The 24,112-nt window shown below is 69.1% G+C and carries 21 protein-coding genes; 10 read left to right on the forward strand and 11 right to left on the reverse strand.

From position 1 onward, the window contains the following. Positions 1 to 81 precede the first annotated feature (81 nt). Positions 82 to 999 carry a LysR family transcriptional regulator gene (locus PJ250_RS05060; RefSeq protein ID WP_271647458.1) on the forward strand — a complete coding sequence of 306 codons (918 nt, stop codon included), beginning with the start codon at positions 82 to 84 and terminating at the stop codon, positions 997 to 999. Positions 1,000 to 1,047: 48 nt separating this feature from the next. Here PJ250_RS05060 and PJ250_RS05065 read toward each other — a convergent pair whose 3' ends face one another. After that, positions 1,048 to 2,310 carry an MFS transporter gene (locus tag PJ250_RS05065; RefSeq protein WP_271647459.1) on the reverse strand — a complete coding sequence of 421 codons (1,263 nt, stop codon included), beginning with the start codon at positions 2,308 to 2,310 and terminating at the stop codon, positions 1,048 to 1,050. 333 nt (positions 2,311 to 2,643) lie between these two features. Between PJ250_RS05065 and PJ250_RS05070 the strand changes: the two genes are divergently transcribed. Continuing rightward, complete coding sequence (locus tag PJ250_RS05070) at positions 2,644 to 4,029, forward strand: 2-oxoadipate dioxygenase/decarboxylase HglS (protein ID WP_271647461.1); 1,386 nt, start codon at positions 2,644 to 2,646, stop codon at positions 4,027 to 4,029. Positions 4,030 to 4,107: 78 nt separating this feature from the next. Continuing rightward, on the forward strand, positions 4,108 to 5,022 hold the full coding sequence (locus PJ250_RS05075) for a LysR substrate-binding domain-containing protein (protein ID WP_271647462.1): 915 nt from the start codon (positions 4,108 to 4,110) through the stop codon (positions 5,020 to 5,022). Between the two features lie 15 nt (positions 5,023 to 5,037). Here PJ250_RS05075 and PJ250_RS05080 read toward each other — a convergent pair whose 3' ends face one another. After that, a complete protein-coding gene (locus tag PJ250_RS05080) occupies positions 5,038 to 5,934 on the reverse strand; it encodes a LysR substrate-binding domain-containing protein (RefSeq protein WP_271647464.1) in 897 nt (298 codons plus the stop codon). Positions 5,935 to 6,076: 142 nt separating this feature from the next. On the opposite strand from PJ250_RS05080, the gene PJ250_RS05085 reads away from it, so the two are divergent. Then, a complete protein-coding gene (locus PJ250_RS05085; protein ID WP_271647465.1) occupies positions 6,077 to 9,121 on the forward strand; it encodes a D-2-hydroxyglutarate dehydrogenase YdiJ in 3,045 nt (1,014 codons plus the stop codon). Between the two features lie 13 nt (positions 9,122 to 9,134). On the opposite strand, the gene PJ250_RS05090 is transcribed toward PJ250_RS05085, so the two are convergent. The 4 genes from PJ250_RS05090 to aceB all read right to left on the reverse strand — a co-directional run bounded on the left by PJ250_RS05090 (position 9,135) and on the right by aceB (position 13,858). Further along, on the reverse strand, positions 9,135 to 10,061 hold the full coding sequence (locus PJ250_RS05090) for a DUF2884 family protein (RefSeq protein WP_271647466.1): 927 nt from the start codon (positions 10,059 to 10,061) through the stop codon (positions 9,135 to 9,137). A gap of 205 nt (positions 10,062 to 10,266) precedes the next feature. Further along, on the reverse strand, positions 10,267 to 10,638 hold the full coding sequence (locus PJ250_RS05095) for a hypothetical protein (protein WP_271647467.1): 372 nt from the start codon (positions 10,636 to 10,638) through the stop codon (positions 10,267 to 10,269). Between the two features lie 170 nt (positions 10,639 to 10,808). Further along, a complete protein-coding gene (gene aceA / locus PJ250_RS05100; RefSeq protein WP_271647468.1) occupies positions 10,809 to 12,101 on the reverse strand; it encodes an isocitrate lyase in 1,293 nt (430 codons plus the stop codon). Positions 12,102 to 12,211: 110 nt separating this feature from the next. Beyond that, the gene (aceB, locus tag PJ250_RS05105; RefSeq protein WP_271647469.1) at positions 12,212 to 13,858 is read right to left on the reverse strand and encodes a malate synthase A; all 1,647 of its coding nucleotides are present in this window, start codon (positions 13,856 to 13,858) and stop codon (positions 12,212 to 12,214) included. 117 nt (positions 13,859 to 13,975) lie between these two features. Between aceB and PJ250_RS05110 the strand changes: the two genes are divergently transcribed. Beyond that, entirely contained in the window at positions 13,976 to 14,938 is a 963-nt protein-coding gene (locus PJ250_RS05110) for a LysR family transcriptional regulator (RefSeq protein WP_271647471.1), read from the forward strand. Here PJ250_RS05110 and PJ250_RS05115 read toward each other — a convergent pair. Beyond that, positions 14,868 to 15,695, reverse strand: coding sequence for a COG4705 family protein (locus PJ250_RS05115; RefSeq protein WP_271647472.1), 828 nt, complete (start codon positions 15,693 to 15,695; stop codon positions 14,868 to 14,870). The two genes, PJ250_RS05110 and PJ250_RS05115, sit on opposite strands and share 71 nt — an antisense overlap. A 110-nt stretch (positions 15,696 to 15,805) precedes the next feature. Further along, positions 15,806 to 16,729, reverse strand: coding sequence for an alpha/beta fold hydrolase (locus PJ250_RS05120; RefSeq protein WP_271647473.1), 924 nt, complete (start codon positions 16,727 to 16,729; stop codon positions 15,806 to 15,808). Between the two features lie 116 nt (positions 16,730 to 16,845). On the opposite strand from PJ250_RS05120, the gene PJ250_RS05125 reads away from it, so the two are divergent. Then, positions 16,846 to 17,211, forward strand: coding sequence for a MerR family transcriptional regulator (locus PJ250_RS05125; protein WP_271647474.1), 366 nt, complete (start codon positions 16,846 to 16,848; stop codon positions 17,209 to 17,211). Here the strand turns inward: PJ250_RS05125 and rsgA are convergent. After that, positions 17,208 to 18,317: a ribosome small subunit-dependent GTPase A gene (gene rsgA / locus PJ250_RS05130; protein ID WP_271647475.1), complete on the reverse strand. Its 1,110-nt coding sequence runs from the start codon at positions 18,315 to 18,317 to the stop codon at positions 17,208 to 17,210. The two genes, PJ250_RS05125 and rsgA, sit on opposite strands and share 4 nt — an antisense overlap. Positions 18,318 to 18,500: 183 nt before the next feature. Here rsgA and PJ250_RS05135 point away from each other — a divergent pair, with 183 nt between their 5' ends. From PJ250_RS05135 to PJ250_RS05145, 3 genes are read left to right on the forward strand one after another with little or no spacing between them, the layout of a single operon-like run. Beyond that, on the forward strand, positions 18,501 to 19,781 hold the full coding sequence (locus PJ250_RS05135; protein ID WP_271647476.1) for a pyridoxal phosphate-dependent aminotransferase: 1,281 nt from the start codon (positions 18,501 to 18,503) through the stop codon (positions 19,779 to 19,781). Between the two features lie 2 nt (positions 19,782 to 19,783). After that, positions 19,784 to 20,401 (forward strand): SGNH/GDSL hydrolase family protein, encoded by a 618-nt coding sequence (locus PJ250_RS05140; RefSeq protein ID WP_271647477.1) that lies wholly within the window; start codon positions 19,784 to 19,786, stop codon positions 20,399 to 20,401. Positions 20,402 to 20,458: 57 nt separating this feature from the next. Then, the gene (locus tag PJ250_RS05145) at positions 20,459 to 21,136 is read left to right on the forward strand and encodes a methyltransferase domain-containing protein (protein WP_271648535.1); all 678 of its coding nucleotides are present in this window, start codon (positions 20,459 to 20,461) and stop codon (positions 21,134 to 21,136) included. Between the two features lie 204 nt (positions 21,137 to 21,340). On the opposite strand, the gene PJ250_RS05150 is transcribed toward PJ250_RS05145, so the two are convergent. Next, positions 21,341 to 22,114, reverse strand: a complete 774-nt coding sequence (locus PJ250_RS05150) for a polysaccharide deacetylase family protein (RefSeq protein WP_271647478.1) — start codon at positions 22,112 to 22,114, stop codon at positions 21,341 to 21,343. A gap of 57 nt (positions 22,115 to 22,171) precedes the next feature. On the opposite strand from PJ250_RS05150, the gene grxD reads away from it, so the two are divergent. Further along, positions 22,172 to 23,101 carry a Grx4 family monothiol glutaredoxin gene (grxD, locus tag PJ250_RS05155; RefSeq protein WP_271647479.1) on the forward strand — a complete coding sequence of 310 codons (930 nt, stop codon included), beginning with the start codon at positions 22,172 to 22,174 and terminating at the stop codon, positions 23,099 to 23,101. A gap of 243 nt (positions 23,102 to 23,344) precedes the next feature. Here the strand turns inward: grxD and PJ250_RS05160 are convergent, their stop codons facing one another. Continuing rightward, complete coding sequence (locus PJ250_RS05160) at positions 23,345 to 23,893, reverse strand: DUF924 family protein (protein ID WP_271647481.1); 549 nt, start codon at positions 23,891 to 23,893, stop codon at positions 23,345 to 23,347. Positions 23,894 to 24,112 lie beyond the last annotated feature (219 nt).

Raw genomic sequence — 24,112 nt, forward strand, 5'->3', positions numbered from 1 at the left:
CAGGATTCACTGGGCTCGGCTTGTCCTCCACCATGCGCGAACGCCACGATTCGTGCGTCGCGCCATCCAGGACGGGTATCAATGTTCGACCTCAACCAGTTGCGCTGCTTCGTCACGGTGGCCGAGGAACTGCACTTCAGCCGGGCGGCCGCGCGCCTGCACATGACCCAGCCGCCGCTGAGTCGGCAGATCCAGTTGCTGGAGCACAACATCGGTACCGCGCTGTTTACCCGCAGCAACCGCGTGGTGCGGCTGACCCCGGCCGGGCGCACCCTGCTGCCGGAGGCGCGCACGATCCTGCGCCTGGCCGAGAGCGCCAGCCTCTCGGCCAGGCGTGTGGGCCTGGGCGAGGCCGGCAGCGTCAGCATCGGCTTCACCGCCGCGGCCGGCTACCGGTTCCTGCCTGAGGCCATCGCCCACCTGCGCAAGGCCCTGCCGGATATCGACCTGCAGCTCAAGGAAATGGTCAGCCATTCCCAGTTGGAGGCCCTGGACAACGGCCGCCTGGACCTGGGCCTGCTGCGCCCGCCGATCACCCGCGACGGCATGCGCAGCCGCTGCGTGGTGCGCGAAACGCTCATGGCCGCCCTGCCCCAGGACCATCCGCTGGCGCAGGAGCCCAGCCTGAAGCTGCGCGATTTCGACCGCCAGCCGCTGGTGATGTATTCGCCGGACGAGGCGCGCTACTTCTACGAGTTGGTCGGCCGCATCTTCAGCCGCGTGGGCGTGGCGCCCCATTACGAGCAGCACGTCAGCCAGGTGCATTCGGTGCTGTCGCTGGTGCGCGCCGGACTGGGCGTGGCCCTGGTTCCCGAGGCCGCCAGCAGCCTGCGCTACGAGGGCATCGTCTACCGCAACGTCACCGGCCTGGCGCCGGCGCGTCCGGTGGAGCTGCACATGGTGTGGAAGGACGACAACGACAACCCGGCGTTGCCGCAACTGCTGCCGCTGATCGGGCAGGAGCGCACCGCGCCCCAGCCGGCCGGAGCGGCCAGCTGAGGTGGCCTGCGCCCCGCCGTCGCGGGCGGGGCGCACGGGTGGCCGCACTTATTCCCGGACCGGGTCGTACTGCTTGTCGCGGATGAAGATCGCCGGGATCAGGCCGCAAATCAGGTAGGCGGCGCCCACCAGCAGGAAGCCAAAGCCGATCGAGTCACGCGTGGCGAAGAAGCCGATCACCGCCGGCGACAGCGCCGCGCCGATGCGGCCCACGTTGTAGGCCCCGCCCACCGCCGAGCCGCGGTACTTGGCCTCGAAGCTCTCGGTCATGTAGGTCGCGTTGACGCTGTAGGGCACGCCGTAGAGGAAGCCGAAGACAATCAACAACCACAAAATGTTCTGCGGATTGTTGAACAGCACGATGATCGGCAGGAACAGCGCCGTGCCCAGGCAGCCGAAGGCGAAGACCGTGCGCCGGCCGACCTTGTCGGCGACGTAGCCGGCCAGCACCTTGCCCAGGATCGAGGCACCGTAGGTGCCCACCAGGAAGGTGGTCATGGTCTTGAACTTCATCCCCAACTCGCTTTCCAGATAGCTGGGCATCCAGTTGTTGACGCCGTAGTTTCCGAACTGCAGGAACCCGGCCGTCACCGCCCACAGCGCGAACATGCGCGCGGCCTTGGGGCTGGAGAAGATCTGGTTGAACTTGCCCTTCTCCTTGACCAACGTCGCGCCGCTGGCCGCAAGGCGCTTGGCCTGCTCGCGCACGCGCAGCCAGGTGGCCGGCTCGGGCACCATCTTCCACATCAGCAGCGCCATCGCGATCGGCACCGCGCCGGTGTAGAACAGCGGGCGCCAGCCATAGCTGGGCAGGATCCACTTGGCCAGCAGCGTGGCCACGATGTAGCCCACCGACCAGCCGGCCTGAAGACTGCCCAGCACAGTGTTGCGATAGCGGGTGGGCACGTATTCGGCCATCAGCGTGTTGCACACCACGTAGACCGAGCCCAGGCCCAGCGCCGAGACCCCGCGCACCACCGCGAACTCCACATAGCTGTGGGTGAAGCCCAGGAAGATCGTGCCGATGCTGAAGAGCAGCACGCTGAAGACCACCGCCTTGACCCGACCCAGGCGATCGGCCAGCCAGCCGCCGTAGATGCCCCCCACCGCCATGCCCGCTAGCGTGTAGCTGGCCAGGCTGCCGGCCTCCAGCGAGGTCAGGTTGAACTCGTCCTTGAGGCTGCTCAGGCTGTAGGCCAGCAGCATCACGTCGGCCCCGTCGATGACCATCGTCAGGAAGCAGAATACGAAGGCCGTGATCCAGATCCTGTTGCCTGTCGCGTTGACCCCGGTTTCCACGCTGTTGGACATCTCCACCCCTTTTGGACTTTGTTGAATCGATTGAAAAATCGCCATGCGCAAGTCGCCGCACATGGCGCCCGGGCGATGCGATCCGCCTGGGCTGCATGCAAAAAATGCGTCCATCGTTTCCCGGGGCCGGCCTGCGCGGCAAGCGACTTTGCGGAATCCCCGCATTCCAATCGCGCATGACCAGGAGATCGGCGAGTGAGGCCCCAGGCCCGTCGCCGATGGAGATCACGGGACATTCCATCGAGGAATGATTTATTTCCCAGATCTCGCTTGCCAGTTGCCCCTGGCCCTTACAGCATTACGTCCCTGACCCTGATCAAGCCAGCCATACCAATGTCGAATAGCTCATTCGTGGACCGCGATCTATTGCGCGCCCGTTTCTCTGATGCGATGTCGCAGATGTATCGCCGTGAGGTGCCCCAGTACGGCACCTTGCTCGAACTGGTGGCCGACACCAATCACGCCGTCCTCGCGGCCGATCCCGCCCTGGCCGAACGCCTGCGCGCCAGTGGCGACCTGGAGCGCCTGTCGGGCGAGCGCCACGGCGCCATCCGCGTGGGCACGCCGGAGGAACTGCGCGACATCCGTCGCCTGTTCGCGGTGATGGGCATGACCGCCGTGGGCTACTACGACCTCAGCCCGGCCGGCGTGCCGGTGCACTCCACCGCCTTCCGCGCCGTGCATGAGGACGCCCTGCGGATCAGCCCATTCCGCGTGTTCACCTCGCTGCTGCGCCTGGAACTGGTCGAGGACACCGCGCTGCGCGAACTGGCCGCCGAGCTGCTGGCCAAACGCCGCATCTTCACCGACCGCGCGCTGGCCCTGATCGACCAGTGCGAACAGGCCGGCGGCCTGACCGAGGCCGAGGGCGAGGAATTCATCGCCGAGGCGCTGCACACCTTCCGTTGGCACGCCCAGGCCACCGTCACCGCCGCGCAATACAAGGCCCTGCACGACCAGCACCGCCTGGTCGCCGACGTGGTGGCCTTCAAGGGCCCGCACATCAACCACCTCACGCCGCGCACGCTGGATATCGACGCGGTCCAGCGCGACATGCCCGCGCGCGGCATCAGCCCCAAGGCGGTGATCGAGGGCCCGCCGCGCCGCGCCTGCCCCGTGCTGCTGCGCCAGACCAGCTTCAAGGCCTTGCAGGAACAGGTCGCCTTCGTCGACCAGCCCGACGCCCCCGGCGCGCATACCGCCCGCTTCGGCGAGATCGAGCAGCGCGGCGTGGCCCTCACCCCAAAGGGACGCCAGACCTACGACGCCCTGCTGGCCGCCGTGCGCGCGGAATTTGGCGGCACGCCCGACGAGGACAGCGCGCAACGCTACTACGCCCTCCTGGACAAGCATTTCCAGGCCCTGCCCGATGACGAGGCCGGCCTGCGTGCGCAGGGACTGGCCTACTTCACCTACCACGTCATCGATGCCGGTCGCGCCGGACAGGCGCGCGACATCGAGGCACTGGTGGCCAATGGCACGGTGGGCTTCACCCCCATCGTGTACGAGGACTTCCTGCCGGTCAGCGCCGCGGGGATCTTCCAGTCCAACCTTGGCGAAGGCGCGCGCAATGACCACCTGGCCAGCTCCAACCAGGCGCAGTTCCATGCCGACCTGGGCGCCGAGGTGCTCGACGAACTGGCGCTGTACGCGCAGACGCAGGAACGCTCCATCGCCCGCTGCCTGTCCGCGCTTGGCATCGCCTCCGCGGCCGCCTAGGCTGCGCGCTCGCCCTACCTTGTCGGTGATCGCGCCGGCATGGTCCGGGCGGCGCCAGCCCCGCTGGTGAGTGTTTCGATGAAGCAGAAAAAGCTCCTGCCCTCCATGGTCTCGTTGCAGTGCTTCGAGTCCGCGGCCCGGCATATGAGCTTCACCAACGCCGCCCAGGAGCTCAACCTCACCCAGAGCGCGGTGAGCAAGCAGGTCGCCCAGCTGGAGCAGGCCTTGCAACGCCGGCTGTTCGAACGGGTGCGCAACGGCCTGGCCCTCACCCCGGCCGGCGAGCTCTACCACGCCGAGGTCAGCCAGGTCCTCAGCCAGACCGACATCGCCAGCCGCGCGGTGCTGTCCTTCGGCGGAGAGACCGAGGTGCTGCGCATCGCCACCCAGCCGACCTTTGGCGCGCGCTGGCTGATCCCGGCGCTGGCCGGGTTCGGTGACCAGCATCCACACCTGCGCCTGAGCATCCGTAACGCGCTGGAACCCTTCGACCTGGTCCGCGCTACGGCCGATATCGCCTTCTTCTACGGCGCCGGCTCCTGGCCGGGCGCGGTGTGCGAGGCACTGTTCCGCGAAACCGTGGTGGCGGTGTGCACGCCGTTGTTCCTGCAGACCCACCCGGTCAGCGCCGCCGAGGACCTCACCCGCAGCACGCTGCTGCAGTGCACCTCACGCCCGGAGGCCTGGTACGACTGGTTCGGCGGCCAGGGCATCACGTCCACCAACAGCTACCACGGCCCGCAGTTCGACACCTTCGACCTGTGCATCCGCGCCGCCCTGGCCGGTTATGGCGTGGCGCTGGTGCCGCGCTTCATGGTGGCCGACGAGCTGCGTCAGGGCACGCTGGTCATTCCATGGGCGCATGCCCGGCCCGGCAGCGGCGCCTACTACCTGGCCCACGCCGAGCACACCGGCGAGCTGCCCAAGGTCCGCGCCTTCGTCGAATGGATCCGCACCCGAGCCGCCGGCGAGCGCGAGCCTGCCGCCGACTGAGCCGGTGCGCCCCGATCAGGGCGCTGGCGGCAGGTCCGCCAGCAACCAGTCGCGGAAGGCCTGCAGCGCGGGCAGTGCAGCCAGGCGACGCGGATAGGCCAAGTGATAGGTGCGCTGGCTGCGCAGCGGCTCGCCGACCTGCACCAGGCTGCCTGCGCGCAGTTCGTCCTCGACCAGCAGCTGCGGCACCAGGCCCACGCCGATGCCCGCACGCACGGCCTGGATCAGGTGCGAGGTCAGCTCGAAGGTCGGCCCATCGCGCATGGCCTGCAGCGGCAGGCCGTGTCGCGCCCACCACTGCGTCCACAGCGGCGGATGGCTGGCCACGCGCAGCAGCGACTGCGCGGCGATCACTTCCGGCGCGGGTGCGGGTTCTCCGCCGACCACCGCCGGACTGGCGACGACCACCATCGATTCGGCCATCAGCGGATGCACCTGCACGTCGCCGCCCTCGGCCAGGGCCACGCCGATCGCGGCGTCCACCTGCGCCAGCTCGAAATCCACCGGCTTGATGTGCGAATGAATGTGCACCTGCACCCCAGGGTGCGCGGCGTAGAAGGCATGCAGGCGCGGCAGCAGCCACTTGGAGCCGAAGGTCGGCAGCAGCGCCAGGCGCAGCGCGCCGCCGCCTTCGCCGTGCGACAGCACCTGCAGGGTGGCCTGGCGGACCTGGGCAAGCGCCCCGTCCAGCCCGCGATGGTAGAGGCGGCCGACCTCGGTCAGGGCGATGCTGCGGCCTTCGCGCGCGAACAGGCGCACGCCCAGCTGTGTCTCCAACGCCTGCACCTGGCGGCTGACCGCGCCCTGGGTCAGCGACAGCTCGCGCGCCGCGCGGGTGAAGCTGGCGTGCCGGGCCGCCGCGTCGAAGGCCAGCAGCAGGGACATGGAGGGGGTCAGTCGACGGCTTTGCATGCATAAAGCTCATGGATGAGGCACCAACTTTACGCTTGATCGCCTCCGCAGCGCAGGAGGAAAATCCTGGATCCCAAGGTGCGCCATCGCATGACCCATGCATGCGATGCATGTGGCACCCCAGGCTTTCCAAGGACGTCCCGTGCTTGCTCCACTCCCGGTCTCCCATCCCACCGCCGCCCCGTATGTCGCCTTTCTGGACGCGCTGCGGACTGCGGGCTTCCGCGGCGAGATCCGCCAGGACCACGCCAGCCGCACGGTGCTGGCCACGGACAACTCCATCTATCAGCGCTTCCCGCAGGCGGCGGTGTTTCCCCGCGATGCCGACGATGTGGCGCTGGTCGCCCTGCTGCTGGCCCGGCCCGAGCACCGCCAGGTCACCGTGGCCCCGCGCGGCGGCGGCACCGGCACCAACGGCCAATCGCTCACCGACGGCGTGGTGGTGGACCTGTCGCGGCATATGAACCAGATCCTGGAGATCGACCCGGAGCAGCGCTGGGTGCGGGTGCAAGCCGGCGTGGTCAAGGACCAACTCAATGCCGCGCTCAAGCCCTACGGCCTGTTCTTCGCCCCGGAGCTGTCCACCTCCAACCGCGCCACCATCGGCGGCATGGTCAGCACCGACGCCAGCGGCCAGGGCAGCTGCACCTACGGCAAGACCCGCGACCACGTGCTGGCATTGGACACGGTCCTGCTGGGCGGCGAGCGCCTGCACAGCCAGCCGCTGGCGCCCGAGGCGCTGGCTACCCAGGCCGCGCGCCAGGATCGCGTGGGCGAGGCCTACCGCTGCGCCTCTCGCATCGCCGACGAACAGGGCGAGCTGATCCAGGCGAAGTTCCCCAGGCTCAATCGTTGCCTGACCGGCTACGACCTGGCCCACCTGGGCACGGCCGACGGCCGCTTCGACCTCAACAGCGTGCTGTGCGGGTCGGAGGGCACGCTGGGGTTCGTGGTGGAAGCCAAGCTCAACGTGCTGTCCATCCCCAAGTACGCGGTGCTGGTCAATGTGCGCTACGGCGCCTTCATGGATGCGCTGCGTGATGCGCGGCACCTGGTCGCGCTGGCGCCGTTGTCCATCGAGACGGTGGACTCCAAGGTGCTGATGCTGGCCATGCAGGACATCGTCTGGCATAGCGTGGCCGAGTATTTCCCGCAGGAAGGCGATATTCCCACCCAAGGCATCAACCTGGTGGAGTTCAGCGGCGATGACCCGACCGAAGTCGATGCGCGGGTGGCCGCCTTTGTCGAGCACCTGCGCACCGATGCCAGCGTGGTCCGCCTGGGTCACACGCTGGCCACCGGCAACGCGGCGGTCAACACGGTCTACGGGATGCGCAAGCGCGCGGTCGGCCTGCTGGGCAACGTGCAGGGCGAGGCGCGGCCACAGCCGTTCGTGGAGGACACCGCGGTGCCGCCGGAACACCTGGCCGACTACATCGCCGAGTTCCGCGCCCTGCTGGATCGTCACGGGCTGGCCTATGGCATGTTCGGCCACGTCGATGCCGGCGTGCTGCACGTGCGCCCGCTGCTGGACATGAAGGACCCGGCACAGGCCGCGCTGGTACGGCCGATCTCCGACGCGGTCGCTGCGCTGACCCAGCGCTACGGTGGGCTGCTGTGGGGCGAGCACGGCAAGGGCGTGCGCTCGGAATACGCACCGGCCTACTTCGGCGAGCTGTATCCGTCCCTGCAGGCGCTCAAGCGCGCCTTCGACCCGCACAACCAGCTCAATCCCGGCAAGATCGCCACGCCCGCCGCCGACGCCGCACCGCTGTTGCGCGTGGACCAGGTGCCGATGCGTGGCCAGCTGGATCGCACCATTCCCACCGCGGTGTGGCAGGACCACGGCGCGGCGATGCACTGCAACGGCAACGGCGCCTGCTACAACTTCGATCTGGACGACCCGATGTGTCCGTCGTGGAAGGCCACGCGCGACCGGGTGCAATCGCCCAAGGGCCGCGCCTCGCTGCTGCGCGAATGGCTGCGCCGCCAGCACGCGGCCGGCACCGACCTGACCACACCGCCGCCGAGCGGGCCCGGCACCTTCCTGCGCACGCTGCCGGCGCGCTGGCGCAACAGCCGCCGGGAACCGGAGGATTTCTCGCACGAGGTCTACGGCGCGATGGCCACCTGCCTGGCGTGCAAGTCCTGCGCGGGCCAGTGCCCGGTGAAGGTCAACGTGCCGGAGTTCCGCTCGCGCTTCCTCGAGTTCTATCACGCGCGTTACCTGCGACCGCTGCGCGATTACCTGATCGGCTCGCTGGAATTCACCCTGCCGCTGTTCGCGCGCGTGCCCGGCCTCTATAACGCCACGCTCGCCTGGGGCCCGGCCGCGCGCGTGCTGGCCGGGCCGGTGGGCATGGTCGACAGCCCGCGCCTGGGCCGCTTCGACCTGGACGCGACCTGCCGACAGTGGAACGTCACCACGGCCACGCCGCAGGCGCTGGCCGCGCTAAGCGAGGCCGAGCGCGCCCGCAGCGTGGTGCTGGTGCTCGATGCCTTCACCCGCTACTTCGAGACGCCGCTGCTGGCCGCGTGCATCGAGCTGTCCGCACGGCTGGGCCAACGCGTGTTCCTGGCGCCGTATCTCGCCAATGGCAAGCCGCTGCAGGTGCAGGGCTTTTTGCCCGCCTTCGAGCGCACGGCGCGGCGCAATGCGGCGATGTTGTCGGCGCTGGCCGCGCACCGCGTGCCGCTGGTGGGCATCGACCCGGCCATGACCCTGACCTACCGTCAGGAGTACACCAAGCTCAAGGGCCTGGACGTGCCCAGGGTGCAGCTGCTGCAGGAATGGCTCACCGATGTATATGCAGCGCGCGACGCTGCGACCGAGTCATCTGCCCTGCGCTACCGCCTGATGGCGCATTGCACGGAGAAGACCAACGCCGCGGCCAGCGTGACCCAGTGGACCGAGGTCTTCGCCCGCGCCGGGCTGTCGCTGGCGGTGCAGAAGACCGGCTGCTGCGGCATGTCCGGCACCTACGGCCATGAGGCACGCAATGTCGAGACCTCGCGGCGCATCTTCGACCAATCCTGGGCGCCCGCACTGGCGATGGCCGATGCGCCCGAAGCCCTGGCCACCGGCTACTCGTGCCGCAGCCAGGTCAGCCGCCTGCAGTCCGACACGCTGCGCCATCCGGTGCAGGCCCTGCTCGACGTGCTGCGCGGACAGGCATCCGCCGCCTGAGGACGGTCCGGTTTCAGTGCTGGCTTTGGGGCGACACCGCGATGCGCCCGTCGCGCGGAGCATCACCGGCATCTGCTGCAGCCGCGAGGCTGGCTGCGTCCGCTGCCGCTGCATCGTCGGGCGTTGATGCCGGCGCGTCTTGCAGCGGTCGCAACATCTGCAGCGGCTGCCCCTGGTAGCGGAACGCCAAGGCGTCCTGTAGCGCACGCAAGCGCTCGACCTGGGCGCACAGGCCATCGGCCTGGGCTTCGATCGCAGCGCCGCGCGCCTCCAGCTTGGCATCGAGCGCGTCGCCCATTGCGTCGGCGCGTGCCTCCATGTTGTCCGCACGCCCGGTGAACACCTGGAACAAGACGTGGCGCGCGATGCTGCCCTTGAACGCTTCGGCCTGGTCCTCGACGTACTGCTCGAAGTTGCCGTCGAACGCCTCCTGGTCCCAGCGCCCCTTGCCCAGCGTGCCGTCCACGTAGCCGTTGGCCTGCTTGCGCATGCGCTCGACCTTGCGTGCGTTGCGCCCGCTGCCGGTCAAGATCTCCATCACACCCCCCAGCGCGTCATAGGTGAGGTCCACCACCTGGTGAGCGATACCGGCCACGCGCGGCATCAGCGCGCGGGCATCGCGTTCCATCTCCCATAGCCGCTGGACGTCTTCCGGACTGACCTGCTGCACCTTGCGATCCACGCTCAACTCGCCGCCGTGGAAGAAGATCTCCTGCGGCGTGCCGGTTTTGCGGTACAGCCAGATGCCGCCGTCATCGGCCAGCACGTTGAAGTCCGTGGACAGGCCGCACTGCTGCGAGGACAGCTGCGGACGATGGTTGTGCGGGTCCGCCTGTGTCTCGGCCCCTGCCGGGACGTCCTGCCGTCCGGCCTCGTCGGCCTGGGCGAACGCCAATGACGGCAGACACAGCGACAGCAGCAAGAACCAGGACACGCGCATGGGAATTGGCCTGCATCACGGGATGAACTGCAGGGTCGCCGCCAGCGCCCGCGGCGCTCGCGTGCCTAAAGTCATTGGCAGGGCCGTGCGCCGACACGCGGGCAGGCACGCGGGCAGGCACACGGTTGGATCCGAGCACAGGAGCCACCCGGTCGCGTGGCGATGGTCGCCATCGCCACCGGCGCGGCCCTACGCCCCTCGATCACTAGGCGTCCTCCCCCATCGCCAGCACGAGTTGCATGTCGTCCCGCTCTCCGGCGATGCGCAGCTGGCCGCGGGCCTTGCCGGCCAGGGCGCTCACCCGCGCCCCGCAGTCGGCCAGGTCGGTCCACTTGAGCTGCCACACGAATGGCACGCGCCCGGCGCTGTCCAGCACCAGGCGCGAGACCGACTCGGTAACCTCCAGGCTGACGTTGTCCACGCCGGGGATGGCGTGTCGTCGGCCGATCGCGTCGGGCTGCGGACTGGAAGCCAAATGGTCGAGGATGGAAGCCAGCATGGCGATGCCGGGGCGATCCCCGCGAAACATCAACGCATCCTGGCCGCGATAGCGGTTGGCATGACGGGCTCGAAGCATGGCGCACCTTTCTCAGTGGGTGAACAACGCTGGTTGGGGTTTTGACTGCGGTGGAGCGGTGGAGCGCGGAACCCGCGCCCGGCATGCGTGCCGGGCGCGTCTTGCACCTTGGAGCTGTCCGCGTGGTCCCGCGTGCGCTGGTCAGCGCCGCGGGAGCGCGGGGCAGCGCCTTATGCCGCCTTGTCGGCGGTGAACTGTTCTTCCTCGGTCGAGCCGGTCAGCGCCGTGGTCGAGGACTGGCCCTGCTGGATGGCCTGGGTCACCGCATCGAAATACCCGGTGCCGACCTCGCGCTGGTGCTTGACCGCGGTGAAGCCCTTGGGCGCGGCGGCGAATTCGGCCTCCTGCAGTTCGACGAAGGCGCTCATCTGATTGCGCGCGTAGCCGTGGGCCAGGTTGAACATCGAGTAGTTCAGACTGTGGAAGCCGGCCAGGGTGATGAACTGGAACTTGTAGCCGTAGCTGGCGATTTCCTTCTGGAACTTGGAGATGGTCGCGTCGTCCAGGTTCTTCTTCCAGTTGAAGCTGGGCGAGCAGTTGTAGGCCAGCAGCTTGCCCGGGAACTTGGCATGGATCGCTTCGGCGAATTTACGCGCGAACTCCAGGTCCGGCTTGCCGGTCTCGCACCAGATCAGGTCGGCGTAAGGCGCATAGGCCAGGCCGCGGCTGATGGCCTGGTCCAGGCCCTTGTGGGTCTTGTAGAAGCCCTCCACGGTGCGCTCGCCGGTGGTGTGCGGCTTGTCGTTGGCATCGATGTCGCTGGTCAGCAGGTCGGCGGCCTCGGCATCGGTGCGGGCGATCAGCACGGTCGGCACGCCCATCACGTCGGCCGCCAGGCGCGCGGCGTTCAACTTCTCCACGGCCTCGCGGGTGGGGACCAGCACCTTGCCGCCCATGTGCCCGCACTTCTTGACCGAGGCCAGCTGGTCCTCGAAGTGCACGCCCGAGGCGCCGGCCTCGATCATGGCCTTCATCAGCTCGAAGGCATTCAGCACGCCGCCAAAGCCGGCCTCGGCATCGGCCACGATGGGCTGCAGGAAGTCCACGCTGTCATCGCCCTCGGCATGGGACAGCTGGTCGGCGCGCAGCAAGGTGTTGTTGATGCGCTTGACCACCGCCGGCACCGAGTCGGCCGGGTACAGCGACTGGTCCGGATACATCTGCCCGGCCAGGTTGGCATCGGCGGCCACCTGCCAGCCGGACAGGTAGATCGCCTTCAGCCCGGCCTTGACCTGCTGCATGGCCTGGTTGCCGGTCAGCGCGCCCAGCGCGTTGACGAAGTCCTCGGTGTGCAGGGAGCTCCAGAGCTTATCCGCACCCAGCTTGGCGATGGAGTGCTCGACCGGGATCGTGCCGCGCAGGCGCACCACGTCGGCCGCGGTGTAGTTGCGGGTGATGCCCTTCCAGCGCGGATTGGTGTCCCAGTCCTTCTGGATCTCGGCGGCGCTCGGCAGCTTGCTCATGGTGTCGTCCTCGTGTGGATCGTGCGATGTCGTGGAATGCGGCGGCCGACCCGACATGCCGGGCCAGGCGCTGCAGATGAATCCGGAAAAACGTGTGCGCTGCGGCGGCGTCAGTCGATCAGCGCGTAGGCCGGCAGGGTCAGGAACTCGGCCAGCGTGTCGCGGCGTGAGAGTTCATCGAGCAGCGCGATGGCCTCGGAGACCTTGGCCGCGCCCGGCACGCCGGCGCCGTGTCCAAGCACGGTGGGCAGGTGCTTGAGGGTGGCCTGCAGCAGCGCCAGGTCGATGGCGGTGCCGTCGTCCAGGTGCAGTCCCTCGGTGTGCAGCCACTGCCACAGCTGGGTGCGCGAGATCTCGGCGGTGGCCGCGTCCTCCATCAGCCAGTGGATCGGAACGCAGCCGTTGCCGTCCAGCCAGGCGGCCAGGTAGCGCACGCAGACCTCGACGTTGCCTTCGAACCCGGCGCGGGTGATGGTGCCGGTGGACGGCCGGATCAGGTCGTCGCGGGTCACGTGCACGTCGGCGCGCGCCACGGCGTGCTGGTTCGGCTGCGGCATGTGCGCGTCGAAGATCGCGCGGGCCACCGGGATCAGCGCCGGATGTGCGACCCAGGTGCCGTCATGGCCTGCGCTGACCTCGCGCAGCTTGTCGGCGCGCACCCGGGCCATGGCCTGCTCGTTGGCGGCCGCGTCGCCGTTGATCGGGATCTGTGCGGCCATGCCGCCCATGGCATGCGCAGCGCGCCGGTGGCAGGTCTGGATCAGCAGTTCCGAGTACGCCTTCAGGAACGGCTGGGTCATAGTGACCTGGCCGCGCTCGGGCAGCACCCGGTCGGCGTGGGCGCGAAAGGTCTTGATGTAGGAAAAGATGTAGTCCCAACGGCCGCAGTTCAGGCCGACGATGCGGCTGCGCAGCGCGTGCAGGATCTCGTGCATCTCGAAAGCCGCCGGCAGCGTCTCGATCAGCACGGTGACCTTCATCTGCCCCTGCGGCAGGCCCAGGGTGGCCTCGATGTGCGACAGCGCGGTCTCCCACAGCGCGGCCTCCTCCATCGACTGCAGCTTGGGCAGGTAGAAGTACGGCCCGCGTTCCTTGGTCTGCAGCGCCCGCGCGTTGTGGAAGGCGAAGGTCGCCACGTCGAACAGGCCGCCGGCCATCGGCGCGCCATCGACCAGCACGTGTTTCTCGTCCAGGTGCCAGCCGCGCGGGCGCACGATCAGCACCGCCTGCTCGGCGAATGGCTTGAGCGCGTAGTGCTTGCCCGGCTTGTCGCCACGGGCCGGCGTGTCGAACTGCAGGGTGCCGGCGACCGCGTCGATCAGGGCGCGCTGGCCGGTGATCAGGTTGGTCCAGGTCGGCGAGGTGGAATCCTCGAAGTCGGCCATGAACACCTTGGCGCCGGAGTTCAGCGCGTTGATCACCATCTTCGGGTCGGTCGGTCCGGTGATCTCCACGCGGCGGTCGGTCAGCGCGGCCGGGATCGGGGCGACGGTCCAGTCGCCCTCGCGGATCTGTGCGGTGTCGGCGCGGAAGTCCGGCAGGGCGCCGGTGTCGAACTCGGCCTGGCGGGCGGCGCGGGCGGCCAGGCGGGCCTGGCGCTCCGGCTCGATGGCCCGGTGCAGCGAGGTCAGCAGCCCCAGCAGGCCCGGCGGCAGCAAGGCGTCCTGACCGGGCACCTGGGCGGTGAGGGCGATGCCGGGCGTGGCCCCGGTCAGGGCCGAATCCCGGGGCGGCAGGGCGAAAGCGGTCGCGGACATGGCGGATTCCCTTGCAGTTCGACTGGGCCATCACCGTGCTCCGCAGAGGTATTATTTGACAACTTAGTTTTATCAATCCGAATTATAAATTCTTCTAATACAACCGCTTTCAAGCGCATGCCCAATCACGCAACTCCGCGTTTTTCCTACAAATCCGACCGGCTCAAGCCCCTGCGCGCGTTCTGCCAGGTGGTCCGGCTGGGATCGGTTTCACGGGCCGCCGAGGCGCTGTACATCAGCCAGCCGGCGGTTTCGCTGCAGCTGCAGGCGCTGGAACGCGAGTACGGCGCGCACCTGTTCGAGCGCAGCGGGCGGCGGCTGTCCCCCACGCGGGAGGGGCAGTTGCTGTTCGAGTTGGCGCAGCCACTGGTGGAAGGCGTCGACGGCCTGGCGGCCACCTTCCGGGAGAAGGTCAGCGGGCTGGATGCCGGCGAGCTGAACATTGCCGCCAACAGCTCGACCATCCTCTACCTGCTGCCACGCATCGTGGACGCCTTCCGCCGCGCCCACCCGGACGTGCGCCTGACCCTGCACAACGCCATCAGCGCCGACGGCACCGATTTGCTGCGCGAGGATGCGGTGGACCTGGCGGTCGGCTCGATGGTGGATGTGCCGGCGGATCTGAGCTACGAGCCGGTCTACCGCTTCGAGCCGATGCTGATCACCCCGCACGACCACCCGCTGGCCAAGAAGTCCCGGGTCACCCTGGAGGACATCTCGCCTTACGGCCTGATCCTGCCGCCGCGCCGGCAGATCACCTACCGGCTGGTCGACCTGACCTTCCAGCAGGCCCGCGTGCCCTACAACGTGGTCCTGGAAGTCGGCGGCTGGGAGGTGATCAAGCAGTACGTGGCCATGGGCATGGGCCTGTCGATCGTCAGCTCGATCTGCCTGGGCGAGGCCGACCGCGGCCGCATCGCCGCACGCTCGCTCAGCGCGTACTTCCCCTCGCGCAGCTACGGGGTGGTGGTGCGCAAGGGCAAGTACCTCTCGCCGCAGGCGCGCGCCTTCATCGCCCTGATCCGGCCAGACCTGTTCCATCCGCGCGACCACGACGAGAGCGGGCATTCGGAGCGCTGAGGCGGCGCCGTTGCGCCGCGGCCTGGACCCACAAGCCGACGACCAGCAGCGTGGCCAGCACCACCGAGGCCCCGCCCGTGCCCAACTCCAGCCCGCCTTCGCCCCGCGGCTTGGTCAGCAGGTCGCCAAAGGTCGCGCCGAAGGGCCGGGTCGCCACGAACGCCACCCAGAACAGCAGCACGGGGCTGGCCGCGGTGAAGCGCCAGGCCAGCGCGGCGGCGGCGATCACCGCACCGGTCAGCGCCGCGCCCGCGGCGAAGCCCAGGCCCAGACCATCGGCCAGATAGTCCCCCAGCGCGGTGCCCAAGGTGTTGCCGACCAGGATGGCCGCCCAGTAGAAGACTTCCGTGCGGCGGCTACGGATCAGGTCCACCGAAACATTGCGCTCGACCGCGAACCAAACACCGAGCACCGCCGCCAGCGCGACGGCCAGCAGCAGCGCCCCGCGCAGATACCCAAGACCGAGCGTGCGATCCATGAAATCGGAAATCGCCGTGCCGGCCGTGCTGGTGGCCAGGATCACCGACCAGTACAGCCCGCGATGGAAGCGCCGCACCGCCAGCTGCCCGGCCAGGGTCGCCGCCAGCACGCCACCAAGCACCAGCACGCCCAGGCCATATCCCAGCCCCAGGCTCATGGTCAGCCAGTCGCCACCGGTCTCGCCCAGCGTGGTGGCGAGGATCTTGAGGATCCAGAAGCCCAGGGTGACCGCCGCGACCTTGCTGGCGACCGCCGGCCGCGCGTGGTGTTCGGACATGTCCAGCAACCTCCAGGCTCGAGCCAGTCCCTGCACGGTCGCAGCCGCGCTGTCGGATTTCGGTCGCATCGCACGCCGTGGGCGAGTGGCCGCCCGAGCTCAACGCCTCCTCAGTCTCGACCGCCCGAGGCGGATGCGATCGAGCGAATGAACGCGAGCAGGTCGCGATTGAAGCGGTCCGGTTCTTCCAGGAACGGCGCATGGCCGGATTCGGCGTAGAGCACGCTGCGGATCCGCGGATTGAGGGCCTTGGCGCGCGCGATGCTCGGCGCGGCCTCCACCAGCGCGTCGCGCGCGCCGTAAAGCAGCAGCACCGGGACCGTGGCCCGGCTCAACCCGCCGGCAGCGTCGACGGTCATCGACGGGACGGCTTTCTGCATCTCCCACGACGCCAGCGCCGCATTGGCGAGCAGCAGCGAGAAGGTGTCCGGATCGGGCTGACGGTGGAAGCACAGCCGCAGGAAGGCGCGTTCGCCCTGCAGATGGGTCTTCAGGTCCGGGGCGACCATGTCGCGATAGACGTCCGGATGCGGCACCAGCTGCTCGGGCTTGAGCTCGATCACGCCATCGACATAGACCGCACCGCCGATGGCGCGGTCGCCGTAGGCGGCGAGGTAGTTCGAGAGCACGGCGCCGCCCAGCGACCAGCCGACGAGGATCGGCCTGCGTGCCTGTGTGGACGCGATGACCGCCGCCAGGTCGTCAGCCCACCTGCGCCCGTCGGTATAGACGGCGGCGTCGATGGGCTTGCCGGACAGGCCGTGGCCCCGCAGGTCGTAGGTGATCAGTCGATGGCGCTGCAGCTGGGGGTCGTGCAGTTGCTTGTCCCAGTTCAGCCGGCTGCCCAGCAGGCCGTGGATAAAGATGACTGGAGTACCGTCGGGATCACCGGACTCCTGCACGGCCAGCGCCACGCCATCCGGCGCGGAGACGGTGTATTGCCTGGTCGCGGCGAGCGCGGCCGGTGCGCCGATCAGCAGCGCGAGCCCGACGATCAGCGCGCCGAGCGCGCGGTGAAGCCTGGACGGAAACATGGCGAATCCTCATCGATGCCTTGGATGCGCGCAGCCTCAAGCCTCACACCAATGTGAGAGTCAAGCGCGGCCTGTGCTAGCGTTCGCCCATGCCCAAGGCCCGTCCCCAAGCTGCCATGTCCATCGGCGAACTGGCCCGCGAGACCGGGGCCAGCCTGCGCTCGATCCGCCACTATGACGACCATCGGCTGCTGTCGTCGGTCCGCGCCGAGAACGGCTATCGCGTGTTCCCCGCCCTGGCCGTGACCCAGGTCCGCCAGATCCAGCGCCTGATCGGCGCGGGCTTCAGCCTGGCCGAGATCCGCGAGTTTCCCGATTGCATGCGGATGATCGAAGGCGCGGCGGCCTGTTCGGAAACGACCGAAGTGCAGCGCCGACGGCTGGCTTCGATCGAGCGGCAGATCGCCGAACTCGAGCAACGACGCAGCCGACTGCGCCAGATGCTGGAAAAGGGACAGCAGACCGATCGCGATCCGGTCTAGCGCCTGGATGGCTTTCCCGCAGGGCGTCGGCCGTGCTTGCCCTGCTGCTCGGCCTCACGCTTGGCCAGCTTGGCGGCGGCCGTGGCGACCTCTTCCTGCAGCTTGAGGTAGTTGGCCAGGCGGCCTGGGTCGAGCACGTCAGCCTCGATGGCGGCCTGCACCGCGCAGCCCGGCTCGCCCTGGTGGGCGCAATCGCGGAAGCGGCACTGCGCAGCCAGCGCCTCGATGTCGGCGAAGCCGCCTTCGGCCAGGTCTTCCTCGCCGGTGGGCTTGAGCTCGCGCATGCCAGGCGTGTCGATCAGGCAGGCGCCGGAGGGCAGCGGAATCAGGGCGCGATGGGTGGTGGTGTGGCGGCCGCGCGAATCGGTCTCGCGCACCGCGCCGGTCTTCATCCTCTCGATGCCCAGCAAGGTGTTGGTCAGGGTCGACTTGCCGGCGCCCGAAGAGCCCACCAGCACCGCCGTGCGCCCTGGCCCCAGCCAGCCATGCAACTGGGCGACGCTGGCCGGGTCCTTGGCGTTGACCGTGCGCAGCGGCACGTCCTGCGCGGCCAGGTCAGCGAGCACCTCGAGCGCGTCATCGGCGTAGTCGGTGCGATCGGCCTTGGTCAGCACCACCACCGGTTGCGGGGCACCGGTCTGCTGTCCGCCCGCACCACCGACCAGCATCAGGTAGCGCTCGATCCGACGCGGATTGAAGTCCGCATCCAGCCCGCAGACGATGAACACCACATCGACGTTGGCGGCGATCACCTGCTGGTGGTAATGCTCGCCGGCCGCGGCGCGCTTGATCGCGGTCCGACGCGGCAGCAGCGCGACGATGCGCTTGGCCTCCTCCACCAGCACCCAATCGCCCACCGCCGGGCGCGCGTGGGCGGGAAAGCGCGGTCGCTGCCAGTCCGGCAGGGATTCGGGCCTGAGGGTCTGCCCGGGCGCCGGCCCATGGGCGACGACATAGCCGGAACGGTGCTGCTCCACCACCCGCGCCGGGCGTGCCTGCAGATGGGCGGCGAACAGCGCCTGCCATGCCGGGTCGGCAGGACGGTCGGCAGCCAGGGGCCAGCCGATCCGGCGCAGGTCGGCATCTTCGGAAGCAACATCGGTCATCGCAAGATTCTACGGGGTGACCAAGCGCCCGCCGCAGGTCGCTGCATCGACGGCGCGCCGGAGCCGGCCCGCGGCGCACCAACCGCAGCCGTAAACGCAGGCAATGGTTTCCTTTGAAACGCCCGCAGGGACGGCGTATCAGGCGTATGCTTGGGGCGTTTTTCACCCTTGATCCCGTCCGCCATGTCCTCCGCTCCCGTCAAGCCGCTCGCCGTCCGTGAACGCCTGTCCGAAGTCCGCTACGAGATCCGCGGAGAACTGGCCCGGCGAGCGCGTGAGCTGGAGGCCCAGGGCCGCAAGCTGATCAAGCTCAACATCGGCAATCCGGGCGCCTTCGGCTTCCGCGCGCCCGAGCACCTGCAGCACGCGATCGCCGACGACATGGGGCGCACCGACCCCTACACCCACCAGCAGGGCCTGCCGGCCGCGCGCGAGGCCGTCGCCGCCTACTACGCGCGGCGCAATGCCCCCGATGCCCACCCGGACCGGGTCTTCATCGGCAATGGCGTGTCCGAGCTGATCGACCTGTCCCTGCGCGCCCTGCTCAACCCGGGCGACGAAATCCTGGTGCCCTCGCCCGACTATCCGCTGTGGTCGGCCGCGACCATCCTCAACGACGGCCGCCCTGTGTATTACCGGTGCGACGCGGCCAACGGCTTCCTGCCCGATCCGTCGGAGATCGAGACGCTGGTGTCCAGCCGCACCCGCGCCATCGTGCTGATCAATCCCAACAACCCGACCGGCGCGACGTATCCGCGTGAGCTGCTCAAGCGCATCGTGGCCATCGCCGCCAAGCACCGCCTGCTGCTGCTGGTCGATGAGATCTACGACCAGATCCTCTACGACGGGGCGAGCTTCGAGCCGCTGGCACCGCTGGCCGGCGACGTGCCGTGCATCACCTTCTCCGGCCTGTCCAAGGTGCACCGCGCCTGCGGCTGGCGCGTGGGCTGGGCCCTGCTGTCCGGCAGCGCCGAGTTGATCACCCCGCTGCAGCACGCCATGGACCTGCTGGGCGCGCTGCGCCTGTGCGCCAACGTGCCGGGACAGTACGCGGTGGAGGCCGCCATCAACGGGCCGGACACCATCAGCGCCCTGGTCGCCCCGGGCGGGCGCCTGTACGAAACCCGCCGCGCGGTGATCGAGGCCTGCGCCACATCCGAGCACCTGCGGCTGTGTGCGCCCGCCGGCGCACTGTATGCCTTTCCGGCCGTGGTCGGCGACGCGGCCAAGGGCTTCGACGACTACCGCTTCGCCCTGGATCTGATGGAAGAGGAAGGCGTGCTGGTGGTGCCGGGTTCCAGTTTCAACGTGCCCTACCGCAACCACTTCCGCGTGACCCTGCTGCCTGACGCGCTCTCCATGCGCGATGTGTTCGCCCGCATCGACCGCGCGCTGGCGCGGCGCGCCGAGGCCAACACCAAGGTCGTGCCGATCAAGCCGGCCTCGCGCAACGCCGCGGCCTGACCATGGCGGGTGAAAGCCTGCGCTATCTGGCGCTGGGCGACTCCTACACCATCGGCGAAGGCGTGCCGCATGCCGCGCGCTGGCCGGTGCAGTTGGCCGCGGCGCTGCGCCAGGCCGGCGTCCCGCTGGCCGATCCGGACACCATCGCCACCACCGGCTGGACCACCGACGAACTGGAAGCAGCCATCGACGCGGCCACGCCGGCGGGCGATTACGCTCTGGTCACGCTGGCGATCGGGGTGAACAACCAGTACCGCGGCCGGTCGGTGGACGAATACGCCACCCAGTTCGACGCACTGCTGCGACGGGCGATCGGCTTTGCCGGCCAGCGCGCCGGGCGGGTGCTGGTGTTGTCGATCCCGGATTGGGGCATGACCCCGTTCGCCGCCGCCAATGGCCGCCAGAACGCCACCACTTCGGCGCAGATCGATGCCTTCAATGCCGCCGCGGCGCAGGTCTGCGCACGGCACGGCGTGCGCTTCGTGGACGTCACCCCGGACAGTCGGGACCACGGCATGGCACCAGCGATGTTGGCCGACGACGGGCTGCATCCCTCCGGCGCGATGTACGCGCTGTGGACCGGCCACGCCCTCCCTGCCGCGCTGAATGCGTTAGCCTGAACACCTCTCACCCCGCCACGCGCCGAAGGAACGACGTTGAGCGAGTCCATCCGTCCCATGCCCGCCTCACAGGCCCTGGCCATCGCCCGTGCCTTCCTGCCCCGGCGCCCGTGGGGCAACCGCTACGACTACTACTACACCCGCGCCAAGCTACGCACTGACCCGCTCTACCCGGGCGTACTGGCGGCGCTGCGCGACCATCCGGGCCCGGTCCTGGACCTGGGCTGCGGTCTGGGCCTGCTGGCCCATGCCCTGCAGGCCGACGGCCAGGCGCGCGGCTATTACGGCGTGGACATCGACGCGAACAAGATCGCGCGCGCAAAGCGCATCGCCCAGCGCAGCGGGCTGCGCGACACCCGCTTCGAGGTGGTGGACCTGGCCGCGCGCTGGCCCGCGCATCGCGGCAACATCGCCATCCTGGACATGCTCCAGTACCTGCCCGACCACGTGCAGGCCGGCATGCTGGCGCACATGGCCGGCATGCTGGAAGGCGGCGCCCGCCTGGTGATCCGCACCGCCCTGGGCGATGACACCCGCCGCGGCCGCACCTCCAAGATCACCGACCTGATGGCGCACTTCGCCGGCTGGATGCAGGAAGTCCCCAAGAGCTACCCGACCCGCGACAGCCTGGAACACCACCTCGCCAACGCTGGCCTGCACGCGCGCTTCTCACCGCTGTACGGCAACACGCCGTTCAACAACTGGTTGATCGTGGCCGAGCGCGTCCACGCCTGACCAGCGCTACGCGGCACAGCGCGGTGAACCGATCTCCACCGGATCATGCAGGCGCCCACCCGCCGATTCCCGTCGCGCCGAGCTTGCTCGGCTGGGCTTTATCGGCCATGCCCTAGCCGAGCAAGCTCGGCGCTACATCGGCTGGGCTATCTATCGGCCATGTCCCCGCCGAGCAAGCTCGGCTCTACAGACGAGTCCACCGCATTACGGCAGCACTGCATGCAGGCCGCGTGCCTTCAGCGCCGCCAGCGCCCGCCGCAGGATCTCCACGTTATGGCCATGCGCCGCACCTTCGTGCAGCAGGACGACGGCGCCGGGCTTCAGATCCGGTGCGATCCGGGCGAGCACCTGGTCCGGCGTGCAGCGCACGCCGTCGAAGCCGCGCGCGCTCCAGGCCACGCGGGTCAGGCCGTGACGCGCAAGCACCGGGCCGATAAAGGGATTGGTGTGGCCCACGACCGAGCGGAACCAGCGCGGCGCGCTGCCGGCGATCTCGGCCAGGCTGCGCTGGTTGGCGGCGATCTCGGCCTCCAGTCGTCCCGGGCCCAGGCGCCAGAACGCCGCCTGCGGGTGACTGTCGCTGTGGTTGCCCAGGCCATGGCCGCGACGCACGATCTCGCGCACCAGGTCCGGCCGCGCCCGCGCCCGCGCGCCGACCACGAAGAAGGTCGCCTTGGCGTCGTGGGCGTCCAGCAGGTCCAGGATCGGCAGGGTGTCCTCGGAGGGACCATCGTCGATGGTCAGCCACACCCGGGGCTGGTCGCCCGGCAGGCGCACCAGGGCCGGGCAGAACAACTGCGAGCGCGGGTGGAAGGTAGACCACAGCACCGCCGCATGGCTGAGCAGCAACAGGGCCAGGCCAGCCTGCCAGCCCAGCCACCACCAAAGCGCCACCGCGACCACTTGCGATAGCGCCAGCAGCCCCAACCTCAGTCGGGGCGTGCGGGGCACACGATGCTGCGTTGCGCGGGCTTCCATCCCGCCGATCATGCCACGCGCGTAAAATTCCCTGTCCGCTCAACTGCCGGTGTTGCCATGTCCCTCGATCCCGCCCTGCGTTCGCGCATCGATTCCCTGCTGCAGTCCAACCGCGTGGTCCTGTTCATGAAGGGGCAGCCGACCATGCCGCAGTGCGGCTTCTCGGCCAAGGCCGTCGGCGCCCTGTCCACGCTGGGCGTGGACTATGCCCACGTCAACGTGCTGGCCGACCAGGACATCCGCGAGGGCATCAAGGCCTACGGCGACTGGCCGACCATCCCGCAGCTGTACATCGACGGGGAGTTGGTCGGGGGCAGCGACATCATTGAGCAGATGACCAACTCCGGCGAGCTGGCCGCCCTGCTGGGCGTCCAGGCGCCCGATCGCACCCCGCCTTCGATCACCGTGACGAGCTCGGCCGCCGAAATGCTGGCCAATGCCCTGGAAGACGCCGGCCCGGGCGCCGCGCTGATCCTGGCCATCGATGCGCAGTTCCAGCCGAACTTCCAGCTGGGCCCGTTCGATGCCGGCGCGATCGCCGCCGAGTCCAATGGCGTGCGCATCCAGTTCGACCTGGCCAGCGCACGCCGCGCCGAAGGCGTCACCATCGACTGGGTCGACGACATCCGCGGCAAGGGCCTGGCCATCGACAACCCCAATGCACCGCGCCCGGTGAGCCAGCTGGCGGCCACCGACGCCGCCGCCCAAGTCGCCGCCGGCGAACTGCTGCTGGTGGACGTGCGCCCGGCCGAGGAACGCGCGATCGCCTCGGTCAACGTGCCGTTCAAGACCTTCGACGGCAGCGGCCGCGCCGAACTGGAAGCCCTGCCCAAGGACACGCGCATCGCCTTCCTGTGCCATGCCGGCGGGCGCAGCCACCAGGCCGCCGAACAGTTCCGCGTCCTCGGTTTCACCGATGTCCACAACATCGTGGGCGGCATCGAGGCCTGGGCCAGCGACGTGGACCCCAACGTCCCGCGCTACTGAGCCGTACGCGCGCATGGCCTACGCAACACGCCCCGCAAGGAGCGTGTTGTCGTTTGGGAATATCGATTTGGAAGAGCGGCCAGGCGCCATCTTTTCCCGTGGGAGCCGCCATGGCGGCGATGAGGCTTCCCTGCACTGCCTCAGACCAGGGATTTTTGGCTTAGACGGCTCGGGTTTGAACGACCCATCGGGAAAGCCCCGTCGCCGCCGTGGCGGCTCCCACCCAGCCGCGCCACCGAACAACTAGAAGCCACCCCCGGCATCGAGCCAGGCCTGTTCCTCGGCGGTCGTGGTCCTGCCCAGGGCGGCATTTCGATGCGGAAATCGGCCAAAACGCGCGATCACCTTCTGATGCGCGTGCGCATACTGGAGCGACTTGGCGTCTCCCAGCGCCTCGAACAACGCCACCGCACGCGCCTGCTCGGCCGGCGCCTCGGCATGCTCGAAGGGCATGTAGAAAAAGGCACGCAGGGAGGGGTCGACCGCCTGGTCATGGCCGGCCTCCAGGGCGGCTCGTGCGTAGACCAGCGCCAACCCGTCGGTCGCGAAGGCATGACCACTGCCGCGAAACGCGTTGCGCGGAAACTGGTCCAGCAAGAGCACCAGCGCCAAGGCGCCATCCGCGCTGTCCAGCCAGTGGGCATGTTCGCCGCGCGCGGCGGCATGGTGGGTCTCCAGGAAACGGGTCTTGAAGTTGAGGTCGAACGAGGCGTTGCTGGCGAACCAGCGCTCAGGGCCGGCCTGGCGCCAGAACTCGACAACCTCCTGCGCCAGCGCCGGGGCCGTGCTCATCGGACGGCTCCGATGGCGTCGCGCAGCAAGGCGTGCAGGGATGGGCGTGGCGGCATGGTCGACTCCGTCGCAAGGGGCGTCCGAGCATAAGGGTGGGGCATGAACCTCCCGTCGAATGTCCGGGCGCCCTGCGCAGCGGCCACCACCCGCACCGGATCAATGACGCGATGGTCATGCGACCGTACGTATCCGCATGCCCTCGGGGCGAGGTCTGGGCCA

The sequence above is a fragment of the Pseudoxanthomonas sp. JBR18 genome (assembly GCF_028198165.1).
Classification (GTDB): Bacteria; Pseudomonadota; Gammaproteobacteria; order Xanthomonadales; family Xanthomonadaceae; genus Pseudoxanthomonas_A.

What these genes read in the sequence shown, in the direction of transcription:
- PJ250_RS05060 (WP_271647458.1), top strand. Translation starts at nt 82, where the DNA reads ATGTTCGACCTCAACCAGTTGCGCTGCTTCGTCACGGTGGCCGAGGAA.
- PJ250_RS05065 (WP_271647459.1), bottom strand. Translation starts at nt 2,310, where the DNA reads ATGTCCAACAGCGTGGAAACCGGGGTCAACGCGACAGGCAACAGGATC.
- PJ250_RS05070 (WP_271647461.1), top strand. Translation starts at nt 2,644, where the DNA reads ATGTCGAATAGCTCATTCGTGGACCGCGATCTATTGCGCGCCCGTTTC.
- PJ250_RS05075 (WP_271647462.1), top strand. Translation starts at nt 4,108, where the DNA reads ATGAAGCAGAAAAAGCTCCTGCCCTCCATGGTCTCGTTGCAGTGCTTC.
- PJ250_RS05080 (WP_271647464.1), bottom strand. Translation starts at nt 5,934, where the DNA reads ATGCAAAGCCGTCGACTGACCCCCTCCATGTCCCTGCTGCTGGCCTTC.
- PJ250_RS05090 (WP_271647466.1), bottom strand. Translation starts at nt 10,061, where the DNA reads ATGCGCGTGTCCTGGTTCTTGCTGCTGTCGCTGTGTCTGCCGTCATTG.
- PJ250_RS05095 (WP_271647467.1), bottom strand. Translation starts at nt 10,638, where the DNA reads ATGCTTCGAGCCCGTCATGCCAACCGCTATCGCGGCCAGGATGCGTTG.
- aceA (WP_271647468.1), bottom strand. Translation starts at nt 12,101, where the DNA reads ATGAGCAAGCTGCCGAGCGCCGCCGAGATCCAGAAGGACTGGGACACC.
- aceB (WP_271647469.1), bottom strand. Translation starts at nt 13,858, where the DNA reads ATGTCCGCGACCGCTTTCGCCCTGCCGCCCCGGGATTCGGCCCTGACC.
- PJ250_RS05110 (WP_271647471.1), top strand. Translation starts at nt 13,976, where the DNA reads ATGCCCAATCACGCAACTCCGCGTTTTTCCTACAAATCCGACCGGCTC.
- PJ250_RS05115 (WP_271647472.1), bottom strand. Translation starts at nt 15,695, where the DNA reads ATGTCCGAACACCACGCGCGGCCGGCGGTCGCCAGCAAGGTCGCGGCG.
- PJ250_RS05120 (WP_271647473.1), bottom strand. Translation starts at nt 16,729, where the DNA reads ATGTTTCCGTCCAGGCTTCACCGCGCGCTCGGCGCGCTGATCGTCGGG.
- PJ250_RS05125 (WP_271647474.1), top strand. Translation starts at nt 16,846, where the DNA reads ATGTCCATCGGCGAACTGGCCCGCGAGACCGGGGCCAGCCTGCGCTCG.
- rsgA (WP_271647475.1), bottom strand. Translation starts at nt 18,317, where the DNA reads ATGACCGATGTTGCTTCCGAAGATGCCGACCTGCGCCGGATCGGCTGG.
- PJ250_RS05135 (WP_271647476.1), top strand. Translation starts at nt 18,501, where the DNA reads ATGTCCTCCGCTCCCGTCAAGCCGCTCGCCGTCCGTGAACGCCTGTCC.
- PJ250_RS05140 (WP_271647477.1), top strand. Translation starts at nt 19,784, where the DNA reads ATGGCGGGTGAAAGCCTGCGCTATCTGGCGCTGGGCGACTCCTACACC.
- PJ250_RS05145 (WP_271648535.1), top strand. Translation starts at nt 20,459, where the DNA reads ATGCCCGCCTCACAGGCCCTGGCCATCGCCCGTGCCTTCCTGCCCCGG.
- PJ250_RS05150 (WP_271647478.1), bottom strand. Translation starts at nt 22,114, where the DNA reads ATGGAAGCCCGCGCAACGCAGCATCGTGTGCCCCGCACGCCCCGACTG.
- grxD (WP_271647479.1), top strand. Translation starts at nt 22,172, where the DNA reads ATGTCCCTCGATCCCGCCCTGCGTTCGCGCATCGATTCCCTGCTGCAG.
- PJ250_RS05160 (WP_271647481.1), bottom strand. Translation starts at nt 23,893, where the DNA reads ATGAGCACGGCCCCGGCGCTGGCGCAGGAGGTTGTCGAGTTCTGGCGC.